Source organism: Acinetobacter sp. ANC 4779, from assembly GCF_004331055.1.
GTDB lineage: Bacteria > Pseudomonadota > Gammaproteobacteria > Pseudomonadales > Moraxellaceae > Acinetobacter.
Map to the genome: position 1 here is coordinate 207,629 of NZ_SJNU01000005.1, position 16,891 is coordinate 224,519.

General features: G+C 36.9%; 19 protein-coding genes. 8 read left to right on the forward strand and 11 right to left on the reverse strand.

Annotated features, from left to right (window positions below; translation table 11 throughout):
* Positions 1-45: 45 nt before the first annotated feature.
* Positions 46-408, reverse strand: coding sequence for a hypothetical protein (locus E0H80_RS08140; protein ID WP_228259967.1), 363 nt, complete (start codon positions 406-408; stop codon positions 46-48).
* Between the two features lie 168 nt (positions 409-576).
* Complete coding sequence (locus E0H80_RS08145) at positions 577-786, reverse strand: hypothetical protein (RefSeq protein WP_228259968.1); 210 nt, start codon at positions 784-786, stop codon at positions 577-579.
* 950 nt (positions 787-1,736) lie between these two features.
* Between E0H80_RS08145 and E0H80_RS16995 the strand changes: the two genes are divergently transcribed.
* Complete coding sequence (locus E0H80_RS16995; RefSeq protein ID WP_265937223.1) at positions 1,737-1,832, forward strand: hypothetical protein; 96 nt, start codon at positions 1,737-1,739, stop codon at positions 1,830-1,832.
* 37 nt (positions 1,833-1,869) lie between these two features.
* The gene (locus tag E0H80_RS17000) at positions 1,870-2,067 is read left to right on the forward strand and encodes a lipocalin family protein (protein WP_265937224.1); all 198 of its coding nucleotides are present in this window, start codon (positions 1,870-1,872) and stop codon (positions 2,065-2,067) included.
* Between the two features lie 579 nt (positions 2,068-2,646).
* On the opposite strand, the gene E0H80_RS08160 is transcribed toward E0H80_RS17000, so the two are convergent.
* The 4 genes from E0H80_RS08160 to E0H80_RS08175 form a co-directional block, all read right to left on the reverse strand.
* The gene (locus E0H80_RS08160) at positions 2,647-2,877 is read right to left on the reverse strand and encodes a hypothetical protein (protein ID WP_067867009.1); all 231 of its coding nucleotides are present in this window, start codon (positions 2,875-2,877) and stop codon (positions 2,647-2,649) included.
* A 254-nt stretch (positions 2,878-3,131) separates the two neighbouring features.
* Positions 3,132-4,223 carry a YheT family hydrolase gene (locus tag E0H80_RS08165; RefSeq protein ID WP_131364794.1) on the reverse strand — a complete coding sequence of 364 codons (1,092 nt, stop codon included), beginning with the start codon at positions 4,221-4,223 and terminating at the stop codon, positions 3,132-3,134.
* 83 nt (positions 4,224-4,306) lie between these two features.
* Positions 4,307-4,717 (reverse strand): nuclear transport factor 2 family protein, encoded by a 411-nt coding sequence (locus E0H80_RS08170; protein ID WP_131364796.1) that lies wholly within the window; start codon positions 4,715-4,717, stop codon positions 4,307-4,309.
* 176 nt (positions 4,718-4,893) lie between these two features.
* Entirely contained in the window at positions 4,894-6,918 is a 2,025-nt protein-coding gene (locus E0H80_RS08175; RefSeq protein WP_131364798.1) for an NADPH-dependent 2,4-dienoyl-CoA reductase, read from the reverse strand.
* 136 nt (positions 6,919-7,054) lie between these two features.
* Between E0H80_RS08175 and E0H80_RS08180 the strand changes: the two genes are divergently transcribed.
* On the forward strand, positions 7,055-7,597 hold the full coding sequence (locus E0H80_RS08180) for a PadR family transcriptional regulator (RefSeq protein ID WP_131364800.1): 543 nt from the start codon (positions 7,055-7,057) through the stop codon (positions 7,595-7,597).
* Positions 7,598-7,615: 18 nt separating this feature from the next.
* Positions 7,616-8,515, forward strand: a complete 900-nt coding sequence (locus E0H80_RS08185) for an alpha/beta fold hydrolase (RefSeq protein WP_131364802.1) — start codon at positions 7,616-7,618, stop codon at positions 8,513-8,515.
* 61 nt (positions 8,516-8,576) lie between these two features.
* Here the strand turns inward: E0H80_RS08185 and E0H80_RS08190 are convergent, their stop codons facing one another.
* Entirely contained in the window at positions 8,577-9,491 is a 915-nt protein-coding gene (locus E0H80_RS08190; RefSeq protein ID WP_131364804.1) for a LysR family transcriptional regulator, read from the reverse strand.
* A 252-nt stretch (positions 9,492-9,743) separates the two neighbouring features.
* Between E0H80_RS08190 and E0H80_RS08195 the strand changes: the two genes are divergently transcribed.
* Complete coding sequence (locus tag E0H80_RS08195; protein ID WP_131364806.1) at positions 9,744-10,643, forward strand: LysR family transcriptional regulator; 900 nt, start codon at positions 9,744-9,746, stop codon at positions 10,641-10,643.
* 408 nt (positions 10,644-11,051) lie between these two features.
* Here E0H80_RS08195 and map read toward each other — a convergent pair whose 3' ends face one another.
* Positions 11,052-11,846, reverse strand: a complete 795-nt coding sequence (gene map, locus E0H80_RS08200) for a type I methionyl aminopeptidase (protein WP_131364808.1) — start codon at positions 11,844-11,846, stop codon at positions 11,052-11,054.
* A gap of 360 nt (positions 11,847-12,206) precedes the next feature.
* Here map and brnQ point away from each other — a divergent pair, with 360 nt between their 5' ends.
* Together brnQ and E0H80_RS08210 are read left to right on the forward strand one after the other, a co-directional pair.
* Positions 12,207-13,493, forward strand: coding sequence for a branched-chain amino acid transport system II carrier protein (gene brnQ / locus E0H80_RS08205; RefSeq protein WP_131364810.1), 1,287 nt, complete (start codon positions 12,207-12,209; stop codon positions 13,491-13,493).
* A gap of 487 nt (positions 13,494-13,980) precedes the next feature.
* On the forward strand, positions 13,981-14,223 hold the full coding sequence (locus E0H80_RS08210) for a hypothetical protein (protein WP_067866989.1): 243 nt from the start codon (positions 13,981-13,983) through the stop codon (positions 14,221-14,223).
* A gap of 73 nt (positions 14,224-14,296) precedes the next feature.
* On the opposite strand, the gene E0H80_RS08215 is transcribed toward E0H80_RS08210, so the two are convergent.
* The gene (locus E0H80_RS08215) at positions 14,297-14,761 is read right to left on the reverse strand and encodes a hypothetical protein (protein WP_131364812.1); all 465 of its coding nucleotides are present in this window, start codon (positions 14,759-14,761) and stop codon (positions 14,297-14,299) included.
* Positions 14,762-14,878: 117 nt separating this feature from the next.
* On the opposite strand from E0H80_RS08215, the gene E0H80_RS08220 reads away from it, so the two are divergent.
* The gene (locus E0H80_RS08220) at positions 14,879-15,739 is read left to right on the forward strand and encodes an alpha/beta fold hydrolase (RefSeq protein WP_131364814.1); all 861 of its coding nucleotides are present in this window, start codon (positions 14,879-14,881) and stop codon (positions 15,737-15,739) included.
* 286 nt (positions 15,740-16,025) lie between these two features.
* Here the strand turns inward: E0H80_RS08220 and E0H80_RS08225 are convergent, their stop codons facing one another.
* Entirely contained in the window at positions 16,026-16,247 is a 222-nt protein-coding gene (locus E0H80_RS08225; RefSeq protein WP_067866982.1) for a hypothetical protein, read from the reverse strand.
* Positions 16,248-16,362: 115 nt separating this feature from the next.
* Complete coding sequence (locus E0H80_RS16840) at positions 16,363-16,572, reverse strand: hypothetical protein (RefSeq protein ID WP_228259969.1); 210 nt, start codon at positions 16,570-16,572, stop codon at positions 16,363-16,365.
* Between the last annotated feature and the right edge of the window lie 319 nt (positions 16,573-16,891).

Genomic DNA, 16,891 nt, shown 5'->3' on the forward strand with positions numbered 1-16,891 from the left:
TATTTTTAGTTGTGCAACTTTCATAAGTGAAAATACCAGCCGATACTATTGATTAAAGTAATGCTGACACCCTTGCAAAAAATCAGGATTAAAATTCATTGCTGGATCATTCTTTCCATCACTACACTCATCTACAGACTTTAACTGATTGTCTTGGGCATAGCGATATCCATTGTATTGTTCAGTTCCTTCTTTAAAGCCCCCACGCTCATCAGATTGTAAAAAATATTGAAATGCGAAAAATGCACAAATACCAAGAATGGTGAGAATAGCGCTAAGTATTCTTAATTGTTTTGATAGCATGTTTTTAATCTCAATATTGGCTTTCAGAAGAAATACAAATATATATGATTCCCCAGAAATTTTCTTTAAGACTTTATACTTATTCAATTTATAGAGATTCAACATCTCTGAGTCCACTATTTAATTATTTCAAATTTAAATATATAATTATACATCTTGAAATATAATATTAATTCTGTGTATTAATTAACATATAAAATTTTATATTTATAATCATTATCATTATCATTATCATTATCATTATCATTATCTAAAACATGACATAATAAAAATTTATTTAAAATGATCTTTACACACCCATACTTCCCCATCTATCCGAACACGATCAGGTCCAGTTAATTCTAATTTTTTACCATAATAATTAGTGAGATTTATAAAATTTCCATTTTTATCATAATTAGCCCAAACACCTCGCTGAATATCAGGACTATCCAATTTATAAAATGTGACTAATTTTTGCGGATATGTTGTTGTCATGTTCATTTTATATAAACCTTTAATGTATTAAATCAGGAAGATCTTCTTCTATAAAAAAAACCTCCCCTGTAGAATTTAGAATCCATTGATAAGTCCCCATAATTCTAGTTAATTTTTTTGTAATGAATCATACACACTCATTAAATTATACTCATCATCATACTCCCACATATAAATAAAGTTAGGTGAGATTTTAAAATCCTCATTCATTTTATAAACTTTCACAGGTTTAATATGCATACTTTAATCCTCTTGTCTTGTTTAAAGGGGCCTAAACCCCTTTAAACACAGCAATGACATAAGAGCTGGTTTTTATTTTTCGCTCTGTGCAGGCTGCTTTTCAGGCGATCTTTTCTCATTATTCCTATGGTCATGCTCGGGTAGATGGTGGGGTTGTTTTATAGGTTGATTACGTTGATTAGACTCTGGTTGATTTTGAGATTTCGATTTAGACATAGTAGTATTCCTGATGGCCATTGCACTAAACGACAATATCAGTCCAATTATTAATCACAATATCAGCATATACCCAAGTTAACTTAATAAAAACAGCAATGATGTATCAAAATATAATACTGAAATAAAAGTATATTTATAAAGTTAAATATTAAGACTAAACAACCTGGTAGTTAATAAAAAAATGTCTAAAATTAATTACTCCTACATTAAATATTTATAAAATAATTTAATGTAATTCTTTAAGAATATACAATATTTTCAATCACGATTTTAAAATAAATATATAAATCACGTTTAAAAAATATACTTTTTAAAATATATAAAATTCAACAACCAAACAAATTTCATATATTCAATATCTTATTTATCAGTAACACTGCTTAAATCACTAAAGAAAACATGAATAAGGAAAAGAAATATCTCAAAAAATTCCTCCAGTTTCTAATTTTGAATTAAATTATTATCTTGGCAGTTGGTATGAAATTGCCCACTTACCGATGATGCATCAAGCAGAAGCTTGTACGGATATTTCAGCAATTTATAGCTTAAATGATAAATGCTACAGTTCGGACAAAAAATCGCTGCTGAGATAAGGACAAAGCTTTAGATGAAGCAATTGCGGAAGCCACTATTGTAGATGGAGCAAAAGGCAAACTTGAAGTGAATTTCCTACCTAAAGGTTTACGCTGGATTCCATTTACCCAAGGTAATGATTGGGTTTTAAAAATTGACGCTGATTATAATATGGTACTAGTCGGTGAACTTGACTTAAAATATTTATGGCTACTTAATCGCGATCTAAACTTGGATGAAGCGACCAAGAAATAATATTTAACGTATGCAGAAAGCTTGGATTAGGATTTGTCTGAACTCATTTACACTATACATACCGGGCCTAAAATTGCTTAAAGTGGTTTTATACAATCAGGGTGATAAAGTTGAGAGCAATAAAAAAGCACCCTAAGATGCTTTTTTATATAACCTATTTTTGACTAATTAAACATTTGTCCAAAAGCATAAATAACAAGCATGAGCATAAGAGCTGATGAGGAAGTTACTAATAATTCTAGTGTGCTCATTATCTACCACCCCCTATATAAAGTGGATTACTTTTTATACCTTTATTATACTCACCAATAAATGACAAAAAGTGACATAAAACGCTCACAAAAACACAAAAATGTAAAAATTAATTTCTTCAAATATAGCTTTAGATAAAATCCTAACTTATTTAATTCCTAAAACAGATCAAGCATTTCACATCTAAGATCATATTTTTTATTATAAAAATATTTGTATCGATGAGAATTTTCATTGATACAAAACTTTAACTATAAACGAATGAGCAGATAGCAAAAAACCGCCATCAAGGCGGTTTTTAATTTAGATCAGTGAGTATTTAAATGTTTAATTCACACGTGAGGTGAATCGGAACATTTCATTAACACCTGTATAGAAGCTACGACCATCAAGGTTCAAATCGATTTCAACACCAGACTGAAGCATTACTCTTTTTCCAACTTCAACCCATTTAAACCCATCACGAGTACTTTGCATTTTTTTTGAAGGCACCAGCGATACAATAATTTCACTACCATTTACAGATTTTGCTACTAAATTTTCAATTATATTCAACATTTACACCAATTTTTTTCAACACATACAGAAACGCCACCATTGGCATTTCAAAATAACAACCTTAACTTTGATAACTCAGATTTAATAAGACTTATATCAATTTAAAAAAAGAACACTTTCATGTCATTTTTATTGTTGATTCACTATAACAGAGATACTGACTTAAAAGCCAATTATTTACCAGACAGAACAATTGTAATTGCATCAAAACATTTCAAAGAGTTCGTTACAAAGCAATTCCTAACTTTTAAAATTTACTGGTGTTGCGCAATTAAATAGTCTGCAATCAACCGTGCTGACCATGATTTCGTGTGATTTAAGCCCTCATAAAAACCACAATGGCTGCCCTTTTTTGTGGTTACCACCATTATATTTGACATCTGTTGGATAGCTTCTTTAAAAGGATCAAAATTTCGAATATGGCATACTGGATCATCCTCTGCATTTAAAATCATGAGTGGGATTTTGACATTTTCAAATACCAAGATCGGATTGGTTGCCTGATTATAGTCCTCAAAACTGTTATAGCCTGCCAGTTCAAAACACTGATATTGAAATTCTAATAGGCTTGTAGTGGCTAGCACCTGCGACAAAGAAGCCGTTTGTCCCCAAGTTGTCGTATAAGGATAAATAAAAGACTTAAAAAGCTTTTTGGTCATCACCTTACTGTAAAAAGGATGGACGTTTTTAAAGCCATTTTCAGTGTCATAACCTGGACAAAGGGCAAAAGCGGCTTTAAATGGAGTTTGCTCACCTTCTTCACCCAGATAGCGCACCAATAATCCTGTACCCGCAGATGAACCTACAGCATATAAAGGAGAATCTGGAAACTTTATTTGAATATGCAGAATCTGTTCACGCAAATCATCCGTTGAACCAAATATAGAAATCTTCGGTATCGGCATGGGCAAGTTGGCATGACCACGGCGCAAACACAGTGCAACACGCCAACCTGTATGTTGATGTAAGTCACGCACAAGTTCTGACATACTTTCAGGTGTACCAGTCAGTGTATGCATTAATATAATAGTCGGAGTATCGGCAGGCAGATCAAGCCCATACCAGGCAACACCTGTGACACCACCATCCGACATCTGTAACTGTTCAAGGGCATCATATTTAAGCTGAATGGTTTTCTTTTTAATCAAGTCAAAATACATCAAATGCAAATGCGTATTTGACAACCACGGTGTCGGACGATATTTCTGCTTTAGTTGAGGCAAAACATCGAGCATTTGCCGTGCTTCACCTTGCGGATTGAAATACAGCGTAGGCAATTCTGCACCGGTCATCTGATCAACAATTTCTTGTGCCAACATACTAATTTTTTTGACTAAAAGTCTCATATTTGCTCCACCTTAAAAATGATGCAACTTAAAATACTGAGTACCTGTCATTTCATTAACAGTTTATTTTTTTACTATACTCTTTATGCTTTTGGCATAAAAGCAGCCATGCGTTGTCCCATCTGTACAGCCAATGCTTCCAAACCGCTCTTGGGACGCAACATCACTTCAAAATCAAAAATTTGCCCTTGTTCATTAAAAAGAATCATATCAATGCCTTTAAGTTTCTTTTCACCGACATTGGCTGAAAACTCCAGTACCACGCTTAATCCGTCTTCTGTATAGAATTCACGGTGATAAGTAAAGTTTTCAAAGATCTGAATGACATTGGTCAAAATAAAAAATACCACTTGCTTACCCGGATAAGGGTTAAATGCCACCGGTGAACGGAACACCACATCTTCAGCAAGCAGATCATTCAAGATAGACATATCTCGTGTTGCAAGCATTTCATGCCAGCGCTGAACCGATGCTTGAGTATTTGTTAGAGCCATTTTATTTCCTCTCTTTATATCCATTGTTTCATTCTATTTATTCCCTCTCCCAATCCTCCCTTGCAGAGAAAGAGGAGTTATTACCCATTTACAACCAAGGGAGATTCCCTCTCCTTTTAGGAAGTGAGAATCTTCAATATATATTTTGAGTTCGTTAGGGAGAGGTCTATTTCTTGTTAAATCACTGCCGCCAAATCGGCACCTTGACGAATGGCGCGTTTTGCATCCAGTTCACCAGCTTCTTTAGCACCACCAATCAAATGTACGCTCTTGCCATCTACTTTCAATTGATCAAACATGGCAGTAAACGGTTCCTGACCGGCACAGATCACCACGTTATCAACCTCTAGTATTGTTGGCTGACCATTGACCAGAATATGCAAGCCTTGATCATCAATTTTTTCATAGCTTACCCCTGCTATCATTTTCACATCACGGTGTTTCAAACCGGTACGGTGAATCCAGCCCGTAGTTTTACCCAAGCCTGCACCCACTGATTTTGCCTTACGCTGCAATAGGTAAATTTCACGATTGGATTGTTCTAGTTCTGGTGCTTTCAAACCACCGACATTTTCATACGTGGTATCAATGCCCCATTCATTATAGAATTTTTCCGGATTCAGGCTTGCGCTATCACCTTCATGGGTTAAGTATTCAGCTGTATCGAAACCAATACCGCCTGCACCAATAATCGCGACACGCTGACCGACCGGCTTACGTTCTTTTAATACGTCCAGATAAGTCATAACTTTTGGATGATCAATGCCTTCTATATCTAAATGGCGTGGAGTCACCCCTGTTGCTACTACGATGTCATCAAAGTCTGCTTTGCTCAGTTCATCATAAGTCGCTTGATGGTTTAGACGTAACTGAATGTTAGGAAGTAATTCAATTCTGCGTTTAAAATAACGTAGCGTTTCATAGAATTCTTCTTTGCCCGGAATAGTTTTGGCAATATTAAACTGACCACCAATTTGATTCGCTGCTTCAAAAATAGTGACCTGATGTCCACGCTCTGCCGCATAGGTGGCAAAACTTAGACCCGCCGGACCTGCACCAATCACCGCAATATTCTTAGCAATCGCTGTTTCTTTAAAGATTAGTTCTGTTTCATAACATGCGCGTGGATTGACTAGGCAAGTTGCAATTTTCATCGAGAAAATATGATCAAGGCAGGCTTGATTACAACCAATACAGGTATTAATTTCATCACTACGACCTTGTTCCGCCTTTTGCACAAAGAATGCATCGGCAAGCATTGGACGCGCCATGGAAATCATATCGGCATGACCTGAAGCCAAAACATGCTCTGCCATTTCTGGGGTGTTAATACGGTTTGAAGTAATCAGGGGAACCTTGACCAGACCTTTTAGTTTTTCTGTCACCCAGGTAAATGCTGCGCGCGGTACTTTGGTGGCAATAGTGGGAATACGTGCTTCATGCCAGCCAATCCCGGTATTAATAATTGTGGCACCGGCTTTTTCAATTTCTTTCGCCAGTTGCACCACTTCATCAAAAGTTGAACCGCCTTCAACCAGATCCAGCATGGATAAACGGTAAATAATAATGAAATGTTCACCTACTACTTCACGGGTGCGTTTTACAATTTCAATTGGGAAACGAATTCGCTTTTCATAGCTCCCCCCCCATTCATCATCACGATGGTTGGTACGTGCGGCAATAAACTCATTAATCAAATAACCTTCCGAACCCATGATTTCTACGCCATCGTAACCTGCATATTGTGCCCACTTGGCGCAGTGAGCAAAATCTGCAATAGTCTGATTCACTTCTGCAGTCGTTAAAGCATGCGGTTTACTTGGATTAATCGGTGCTTGAATAGCGGACGGCGCAACCAAATCGGCCTGATAAGAATAGCGTCCGGTATGTAAAATCTGCATAGCAATTTTACCACCCGCATCATGCACCGCTTGAGTAATCACTTGATGCTTTTCAGCTTCTTCACGACTGTCTAATTTCGCGCCACCAGCAAAGGTCAGACCTGCGTCATTTGGTGAAATACCCCCTGTCACAATCAGCCCTACACCGCCTTGTGCACGTTCAGCATAAAATGCGGCCATACGGTCATAACCACCGGGTGCTTCTTCCAAGCCCACGTGCATGGACCCCATCAAGACACGGTTTTTTAATGTAGTAAAGCCTAAATCTAAAGGTGCTAACAAATGAGGGTAATTAGACATATGATCTCCTTGGCGTGCTATTTGAGCTAGCGAATAGGGTTTTAATGCAACTTGTTGCATAATTTATATTCTAGATTTGATTTTTATGCAACATGTTGCATAATGTTTAGGTAAATTTTTACTGACTGAGCCGTTTATGTCTTTAGCCCATGTTTTGTTGACCAGCTTAATTGAAAAACCGAGTACAGGAATTGATTTAGCACGTCGTTTTGACCGTTCCATGGGCTTTTTCTGGAATGCAACGCATCAGCAAATTTACCGTGAACTGAGCGGAATGCAGCAGAAAAACTGGATTTCCACTCTAGAAGACAGCAACTCCACGAGCCGTAAAAAAACCTATCAAGTTGAAAAATTAGGTCGGACTGAATTAGCAGAATGGATGGTCAAACAAAGTCCGCCTGCCCAATTACGTGAAGAGTTAATGGTGCGGCTACGTGCTGAAGCTCAACTGGGCGGTAACACTGTACTGCCTGAACTGGAACGGCATCTGATTTTACACAAAGAAAATTTAAAAACTTACCAAACAATTTTTGCAAAAGATTTCGCCAAGGGGCAAACTCAAGATCGCACCCAGTTTATTCATAAAATGATTCTACAACTTGGAATTGATTTAGAGGTAGGTTGGATTGATTGGCTGGAAACCATGATCCCGCAATTAAAAGCATTCGATCAACAATAATAAATAAAGGAAATCACCATGCCGCATTACTGCATGCCGGACGGCGAACAACTGTTTGTCCGCGAATTTGGACAAGGACAGCCTGTATTGGTTCTGTCAGGTTTGGGCATGCAAAGTTGGCAATGGCTGCCGTTCTTATATCCTCAAGCCATGAATCATAAATTCATTATTCCCGACTGGCGCGGTTTTGGCGGCTCACAACGCTGCAAAATTCCTGAAATGGATGCCATTTCCAGTCACTGGCGTGATATAGACAGCTTGATTGAACAACTTCAGTTAGATCAATTTTCAGTGATCGCTTATTCCATGGGTGCAACAACGGCCATGCATGGTATGCAATACAGCAACTTAAATGCAAAATTAACGCGCTATTTACATATTGATCAAACGCCCAAGATTTCGGTCGATGAGACTTGGCAATACGGTTTATTGAGCCAGCAACAACCCAAACTCAAACAACTCTTGGCAGACATCTCACAATTACTGGCGTTAAAATCCGATGCAAAACTGTTGTCGGATCTGGATTCAACATCCCGGCAACATTTACTAGAATTATGGCTAGACTTTCTTCAGCTTCAAGCCAGTAATAAGTTCACACCTTTAATTTTTAACATCGCATTAAAACAGCCAAAATTACAGTCCCTTCTTTTACCCATGCAGCGTTTGGATTATTTGGCCTGGTATATCAATAATTATTTACATCATAACGAAGACTATCGTGACGCCATTGCACAGCTTTCTTGTCCAAGTACTTTTTTTATTGGCGAAAAATCTAGGCTTTATCCTGCAGCCGGGCAAAAAATGATTGCCAGTAGCGTAAAAAATGCCAAACAGATTATCTTTGAAAAATCTGGACATACGCCATTAATCAGTGAACCGATCAAATTCGGTCGCGAAATAGCCGAGTTTCTAAAATAAAGTCATATTTCTTAAACAGAACAATTAAATAATAAATAAAGTCATTAAATGACCATCAATATTAAAAAATTCGACGGTCATACTTGATGGCTTCCAGGTCATAGACTTGATACACACTGTCTAATAATGAATGGATATAGTCACTATTATCAGTATTCCGAATAATCATAAAGACCGGACTGACGGCGTCCTCATCCAAGATAGGAATATAATTCAGATGTTTAAACTGCATAGTTTTAGCACTCTCTGGAACAATGCACAGACCTTCGCCCGCAGCCGCCAAACCTAGAGCCAGTTGAATATCTTCAACCACGGTTAAATTCTTCGGCTCTAAACCATACTCTGAAAACAAACCTTTCATTTGGGTGGAAAAACTCGGTTTGGGTTGATTGGGATACAACAACACATGTTCCTCCACAATTTCTTCGAGTTTAACCCCGTTTTTATTTTCAGTAAGTGGATGACTTGAATGCACAGCCACCATCAGTGGCTCTTCACGCAATAAAATTCGCTTGATTGCAGGATCAGAAATCCGCACCCGACCAAAACTGGCATCAATACGCCCTTCTTTAAGCGCGTCTATTTGCTCCATTGCATTCATTTGAACCAGTTTAATTTTTAAATACGGCTGTTGCTGACGAAACAAATAAACCACTCGCGGTAATAATCCATACAACAATGAACCACCAAAACCAATGCTAATCGTTTTTTTGATAATGCCTTCCCGCATGGTGATTGACTTCAACTGGTCTGCGCTGGATAACAGTTTCACTGCTTGCTGATAAAAAAAATGTCCTATTGCAGTAGGTTTTAATGGACGACTTCCACGCTCAAATAGCAAAGCCCCCAGCTCAGTTTCAAGGTTTTGAATTTGACGGCTTAAAGGAGGCTGGGCAATAAACAATTTTTCTGCAGCCTTGGTAAAGCTCTGCTCCTCAACCACTGCAACAAAATAGCGTAAATGTCTTAATTCCATGACATTTTTCCTTTATGCAAATCTATATATTGATAAGAAGTCATAATACGAATGGAGAAATCCAACCTTGTTTGACTCAAAGCAGTCACACATCAAATTAAAGAAAAGCCTTCTATATAGATATTCCACTTTAGCCTTGCGATCTCAATAAGATAGGCACTTTAAATCTGAAAAATTAAATAAATTTGAAGTTGACAAACTGCAACGATAAACCTTTAATCTTGAATATTGTTGCATAAATGGAATTCTTAAATGCTGTCTGATCTTGATGATTTTTATTGCTTTGCCTTGGTGGTTGAACATGGCGGATTTAGTGCAGCAGAACGCGCCACCGACATTCCCAAATCAAAATTAAGTCGTCGCGTTTATAATCTGGAAGAGCATTTGGGGGTTCGGTTAATTCAACGCAGTTCGCGCCATTTTGCAGTCACGGACATTGGCATGAATATTTATCGTCACGCACAAGTCATGATGAATGCCGCCCAAGCTGCCCATGACTTGGTTGATCATCTCAGTATCCAGCCACGTGGCGTGATTAAGGTCAGTCTACCTGTCTCCATCGCGCAAAATGAAATTTCAAAAATTCTGCCTCAATTCCTCAAGACCTATCCGGAAATCAAAATCCAGCTCATTGTGAGTAATCGCCGTGTCGATATCATCAATGAAGGAATTGATGTTGCATTACGGGTACGCTCAAATTTAGATGACGATCCAAGTCTGGTGATACGCAAATTTGAAAATATCGAACAGCACTTATTTGCCAGTCAGGCTTATCTAAATGAATTTGGTGAATTAAAACAACCGGAAGATTTAAGCCAGCATCACATCCTGAGTATGGTAGATGAACATCTCGATCAGCATATTGTGGTCCACGATGAGAAAAAAAATCAAAAAAAAATCAAGGTAAACCCGATGGTGATGGGATCTGATTTAATCATGCTTGCGCAACTGACAAGACAAAATTGCGGTATTGCCTTATTACCTGACACTATTGTGGAGGATTACGTCCAAAGCGGTGAATTAGTTCGTGTGCTCCCCAACTGGAAAGCACAGCATGGTATTTTCCATGCTGTTTATCCATCACGCCGTGGACTACTGCCTGCTGTACGTGTCTTTATCGATTATTTAGTAGAACATCTCAGTAAATATTAATTTTTTTCATGACTGAGCTATTAAGAGAGAATGGCTGAATATTTCAAGCAACCTTGCTTACAGTTTTCAGCCATCAAGTGACAAAACATGAAACGATACTCATCAAAAAAATTTGAAACTTCACTTAATGTAATGAAAATTTTAGGCAAAAAAAAGCTTATCCGAGGTGGACAAGCCTATAAACTTTGAAAAAGAAACTACAGCTAGAATCTATAAGGCTATAGTACAAACAAAATACAGAAAAATCTAATATTTAATAAATATCATGAAAAAAAATAAAAAAATATTTATCAAACTAAAACAATAATTTAATTTTATAGCTAATCGTTTTTAAAACTTTATTAATACACGAAATAAACTTATTTCAATTTGAAATTAAAACAGACTATTTCATTTAAATACTGTCAATTAAATTTCAGGATATGAACCCGTACCCTCTGGCCAAGGAGATAAAAGCTCAAAACCGGTATCAGTCACAGCAACCATATGTTCCCATTGTGCAGTCAAAGAGCGATCTGCTGTAACCACTGTCCAGCCATCTTTAAGCTCTTTTACACGTGGCTTACCCGCATTGACCATGGGTTCAATGGTAAACACCATGCCTTTTTTAAGTATAAGCCCCTGGCCCGGTTGACCATAATGCAAAACATTCGGTTGTTCGTGGTAAACCTTGCCAATGCCGTGCCCGCAGTATTCACGCACAATGCTATAACCTTCACGATGTGCAATCGACTGAATCGCAAAACCGATATCACCGAGCGTTGCCCCTGGTTTCACTGCATGAATGCCTGCGACCATCGCTTCATAGGTGGTTTCAACCAGTTTTTTAGCTTCAGGCTTCACTGTACCGACGTAATACATACGACTGGTATCGCCAAAATAACCATCTTTAATAATTGCAACGTCAATATTGATAATATCGCCATCTTGCAAAATGGTCGTTGGCGATGGAATACCGTGACACACCACCTCATTGGGTGAAATACAGGTGGTTTTGGTATAACCATAATAGCCAACATTGGCAGGAATTACTTTTAAAGTATTTACAATGAAATCATTACAAATATCATCCAGATATTCTGTACTTACTCCCGGCTTGACATACTTTCCTATCATTTCTAAAACCTGAGCAGCCAAACGCCCTGAAATACGCAGTTTCTCGAGATCTTGCTCAGTTTTAATCGTGATAGTCGAAGCTTTCATTGCATCATCCTCATAAATAAGGCTTATGATTATAGCCCTTTTGCTAATTTTTTGTTTAATTACAGTGCGTAAAGGAAAAACGATATTAGCTTTCAAGATTTTAATGACTGATTTTTATACACTTAAACTATCATTACAAAAAAATTAAATAGTATGCAAGGCTTTAGAATAGAAGATTATTTTTCCTTATTTTTTGTATTTTCCATTCAATAATCAACAATATAAATCAACCTAAATTCAGCCATTGGTTCATATCTTTGTATATGTATATAAGTAAAAGCCATAACCAGAATAAAATAAATTACCAAAATGCTTTTCTATCCTCTAAAATCGCTTTTTTGATCAATTCCTCTCCCTTCTATGACAAGTCTCCGTACAAGAGATATTATTGCCTTAGGTTTCATGACATTTGCACTTTTTATTGGTGCCGGCAATATTATCTTTCCTCCGATTGTAGCTCAACAAGCGGGTGAACATGTATGGTTAGCTGCTTTAGGTTTTCTCATTACTGCAGTTGGTCTGCCTGTTATCACTATTATGGCGTTATCGCGTGTAGAAGGATCCATCCAGAATTTAAGTTCTCCTTTAGGTAAAATCGCCAGTCTGATTTTAACTATCGTGTGTTACTTAGCGGTTGGTCCTTTATTTGCAACTCCACGTACAGCAACCGTTTCTTATGAAATCGGTTTTTCTTCTTATTTTGGTACAGAAAGTAGCAGCCTGCTCATTTACAGTGCAATTTATTTTGCCGTGGTGACTGTTGTATCTTTATACCCAAATAAACTGCTCGACACTGTAGGTCACTTCCTTGCACCCTTAAAGATCATTTCTTTAGCTGTGCTGGGTATCGCTGCGTTTGCAATTCCTGCTGGATTCATTCCACCTGCAATTGATAACTATGTGACTGCTCCTGTTTCTGAAGGTTTCGTGAATGGTTACTTAACCATGGACACTTTAGGCGCATTGGTCTTTGGTATTGTCATTATTCACGCGATTCATTCACGTGGTGTAACTGACAAAAAACTGGTGACTAAATATGCAGTGATCGCAAGCTTAATTTCTGGTGTGGGTTTAACGCTGGTTTATTTAAGTCTGTTCAAATTAGGTTTAGGCAGTCACGAAGTTGCTCCAAATGCAGCAAATGGTGCAGTGATCCTGCATGCATATGTGCAACATGCGTTTGGTGATGTTGGCTCGCTGTTCTTAACTGGAATGATTTTCCTTGCCTGTATGGTTACCGCCATTGGTTTAACCTGTGCATGTGCAGAATACTTCTCTGAACTAACTAAAATTCCTTATAAAATCTTGGTTTTTGTTTTGGTTGGCTTCTCGTTCATCATTTCAAACTTAGGTTTAACCAAACTTATTGCAGTGTCTGTACCTGTGTTAAGTGCAATTTATCCACCAGCCATTGTCGTTATTCTACTGAGCTTCTGCTGGAAGTTTTTCAATAAACCTGCTTACGTCGTTGCACCTGTAACTGCGATTGCATTTTTATTTGGCATACTGGATGGACTTAAAGTTGCAGGTTTCAACTTACCTGAAATTATTCAGCATTTACCTTTAAACGCACAAAATTTAGCATGGCTAATCCCGTCAACTATTGTGCTGATTATTGCTATTGTGATCGACAAAGTTAAAAAATAACCGAAAACTGAGGTCATTAAAATCAAGTTTTATCCAAACATGATTTTAAGCGTGATCAATAAAACATCCTGTTTTACCCAAATAGAGTTTTATTGTTTACATCCCTGAATGACACAGTTTCTGTATAAACACCATTCTAATAATGCTCGATAATTAATCGTTATTCTTCTCAACACCTCCTCACTTACTATGCCATATTTTCAGCTAATGGCATCAATATTGCTTTCTTATATATCTATCTACTATTGTTGAATAAAGCTTATTTATTGCAAAGGGATACCATAAAATTTGGTCGCTTTATGCACTAAAAAATAGCGAATGTATACATTTTGAATAAAATCCGTATATGAATTTATGCATTAACATAGTTTTATTACAAAATAATGACAATAGCTATTGAAATGCCGCTAAATAACCAGTACAACAATAGATACTAATCTGACTAAAACAATTAGGTTTTGGTCAAAAAATGACAGGAGGGGTGGAGATGTTATCATTACATTTCAATAAAGAAATCTTCATTAACGCTCTAAAAGCAAATAAGAACATGGTCACCTATTTGAGTACGACTGTTGCTCTGCTCGTGACATTAATCATTCATGGTTTAATTCAAGGTAATTTGAAGCCTGAATACTTTTTGTATGCTTTTATTGTTTCGATTGCCTTTTACATTTGGGCTGTGGTCGATCAAAAGTATCGTCAACAGAAACAAATTAATTCTACCGAATAAAAGATGGGTGACTCTCACCCATCTTAAAAAAAGCCAAGAAAAATCATAAATATTATCTAGTTAATCTTCTTAATCAAAATCCATTCAAGCCCATTATTGCTCCAAGCAACAACCCTGCTGTCGCTCCCAACTCACCCATCACCAAAAAAATCATTGCACTGCTAAGCATCCATTTTGGTAAATGCCAACGCCCCATTTGATGCGGCTGTTTAAATTGGTTGCTGGTATCTTTAAGCCAGCCATGCAATACATAACTTAAAATTGAAAAACTAAAAAAGAATAGATTAATCAGTATGAAAATTAAGTTAAGCCCTTCAGGCCAGACTGAAAAATATGCCAATACCGCAAGAATTAAACTGGCGGGGGCATAAAGCAAACTGCTTCTATGCGCAATATCGACATAATAATGGGCCCGCGCCTGTTCAGAATGACTTATCTGATAATATTTCCATACCCCAGTCAGCATGCCAACCCAAAGAAAAATACCGCTAAATATAATGGCAAGCGAAACAGATTGATCTAAACTTCCAATATCCATTGATTTATATCCATATTTTTATAATGCTATTCTGACTTTAAAGTCATCATTTGCGCAAGTTTCTTTTTGGAACTTGGGTACAGTATTAATAAGATAAATTTATAGAATGTTCTCCATATGAGTGTTTTTGAAACATTAGAAATCAGCTGCAAAGATGGATATTCTCTCAGTGGACGTTTTTACCCAAATCAAAATCCAAGTCAAAATAATTATCCTGTTTTAATTTGCCCTGCGACTGGCATTACCCAACATTTCTACCAGGCTTTTGCAGAATGGTTGGCTATGCAAGGTTATGATGTTTTAAGTTTTGATTTCCGTGGTATTGGTCGCTCCCTACACGGCCCTTTAAGTAAGTCTGAGGCGAGTATTGTCGATTGGGGACAACTGGATATTCCTGCAGCAATAGACACCTTGTTATGCAAGACACAAGCGGAACAGGTCATTTTATTGGGTCATAGTGCAGGCGGGCAGCTTTTAGGCATTGTGTCAAATTATCAAAAAGTTGCCAAAGTCATTGCAGTTTCAGGCTCGACCGGACATGTGAAGGGTCTAAAAGGCAAAACCAAATTGCTTGCCCCTGTCATGTTCAATGTTATTTTCCCACTGGCGCGTATTACCAAAGGCTATGGTCCAACCCAAGCCATAGGTATGGGTGAAAACTTGCCTAAAGATGTGGCTAAACAATGGGCGCAATTTTGTAGCAAACCGGGTTATGTCATGAATGCGATGGGTAAAACCGTATTTGAAGATTATCACGCTGAAATTAATTGTCCCATCACCGTGCTTTGGTCTTCAGACGATGAGATTGCCACGTTTGCAAACGTGAAAGATTTACTGCGTTTATACCCGAATGCAAATACCCGGATGATCGAACTCAAGCCTAAAAACTATGAGCATAAAGCCATTGGTCATATGTTGATATTTAAAAAATCGCATCAAAACTTATGGCGGGTGATTGAACAACAACTTGTAGTTTAAATAAGATATAGATAGTTATTTGAAGGCTGCTGTGTTCTAATACACTTAGTTTGAGATGAGCCTCTTACAGTATATGGGCTTGACCTGTATACGACTAACCCCTAACCATGGGGTTTTTTAATGTCTGAATGTTTTACAACAGACATTAAAAATAGGCTGATAACAATACCAACCCTTTTCTAGATGCAAGAATCTTAAATGGATGGTTAACCAAAAAATACGATGATCTTTTAAATCCTAATCGCGTTAATAATAGTTTTTAAAGATATATTTACTGAATAAACAATTAGTTAGATTTGATGTCATACACCCAGTTTCGAGCTTCTTTATCTGTGGTTGTTTCACACACATAGTAGTCATGATTCCACGCCTCTTGATGGAAGATTTCTTTCTTAACGTAAGTCACATTTTTTGACTTTTCGACACAGACAAAGCTATCGCCTTGGTCTTTGACTTGAGTTCCATTTAGGAAACCACCAATACAGAGGAATCGGGATTGTTTTGCCATTGTTACATCAACTTTTTAATCATTTTACAATGGGGGGATTAAACAATTTATTGGGTGAAGTGTAAAGCAGAGCAACACATGACTTTCAAAAAATCTTAAATATTTATAAAATTTTCTAAAACGGTAAGTCATCATCCAAATCAGTTGGTTTTAATATAGCTTGCACCATATTTTTATCCCAATCATTAATATCTATTGGTTTTAATTTTTTGTCTTCAGAAAATAAGCTATTTGCAATTTTTGTTTTTTCCCCATCTTTATTCTCCCAAACTTGGAATTCCTTATCTCCTGCAAATAGCTCAAAATGATAACCAAAAGCGCTCAAAAGTGCATTCAGCTCTTCTTCATTTGTAAAATAAACTCTAATATTCGTATTTATTGCTTTTTTGATAGCATTAAATACAGGATGATTGGAAAATAATATTTCACTTATCGCCTCATTCCCTTTTGATTTCTCATTAGTAAGATAAGTGACTAGTTGTTTTAAAGTTTTAGCTGTGTCTTTTAGTTCTTCTATAAGCTTAAAATCTTTTTGTTTTGAAACATCACTTAATAAACTTTAAAATAGACTTGCCCACTGCTCCTGAAGATAAATAATAATATCATTTGAAGTTTCAAATCCTGTATATTGATTATTAATTGGT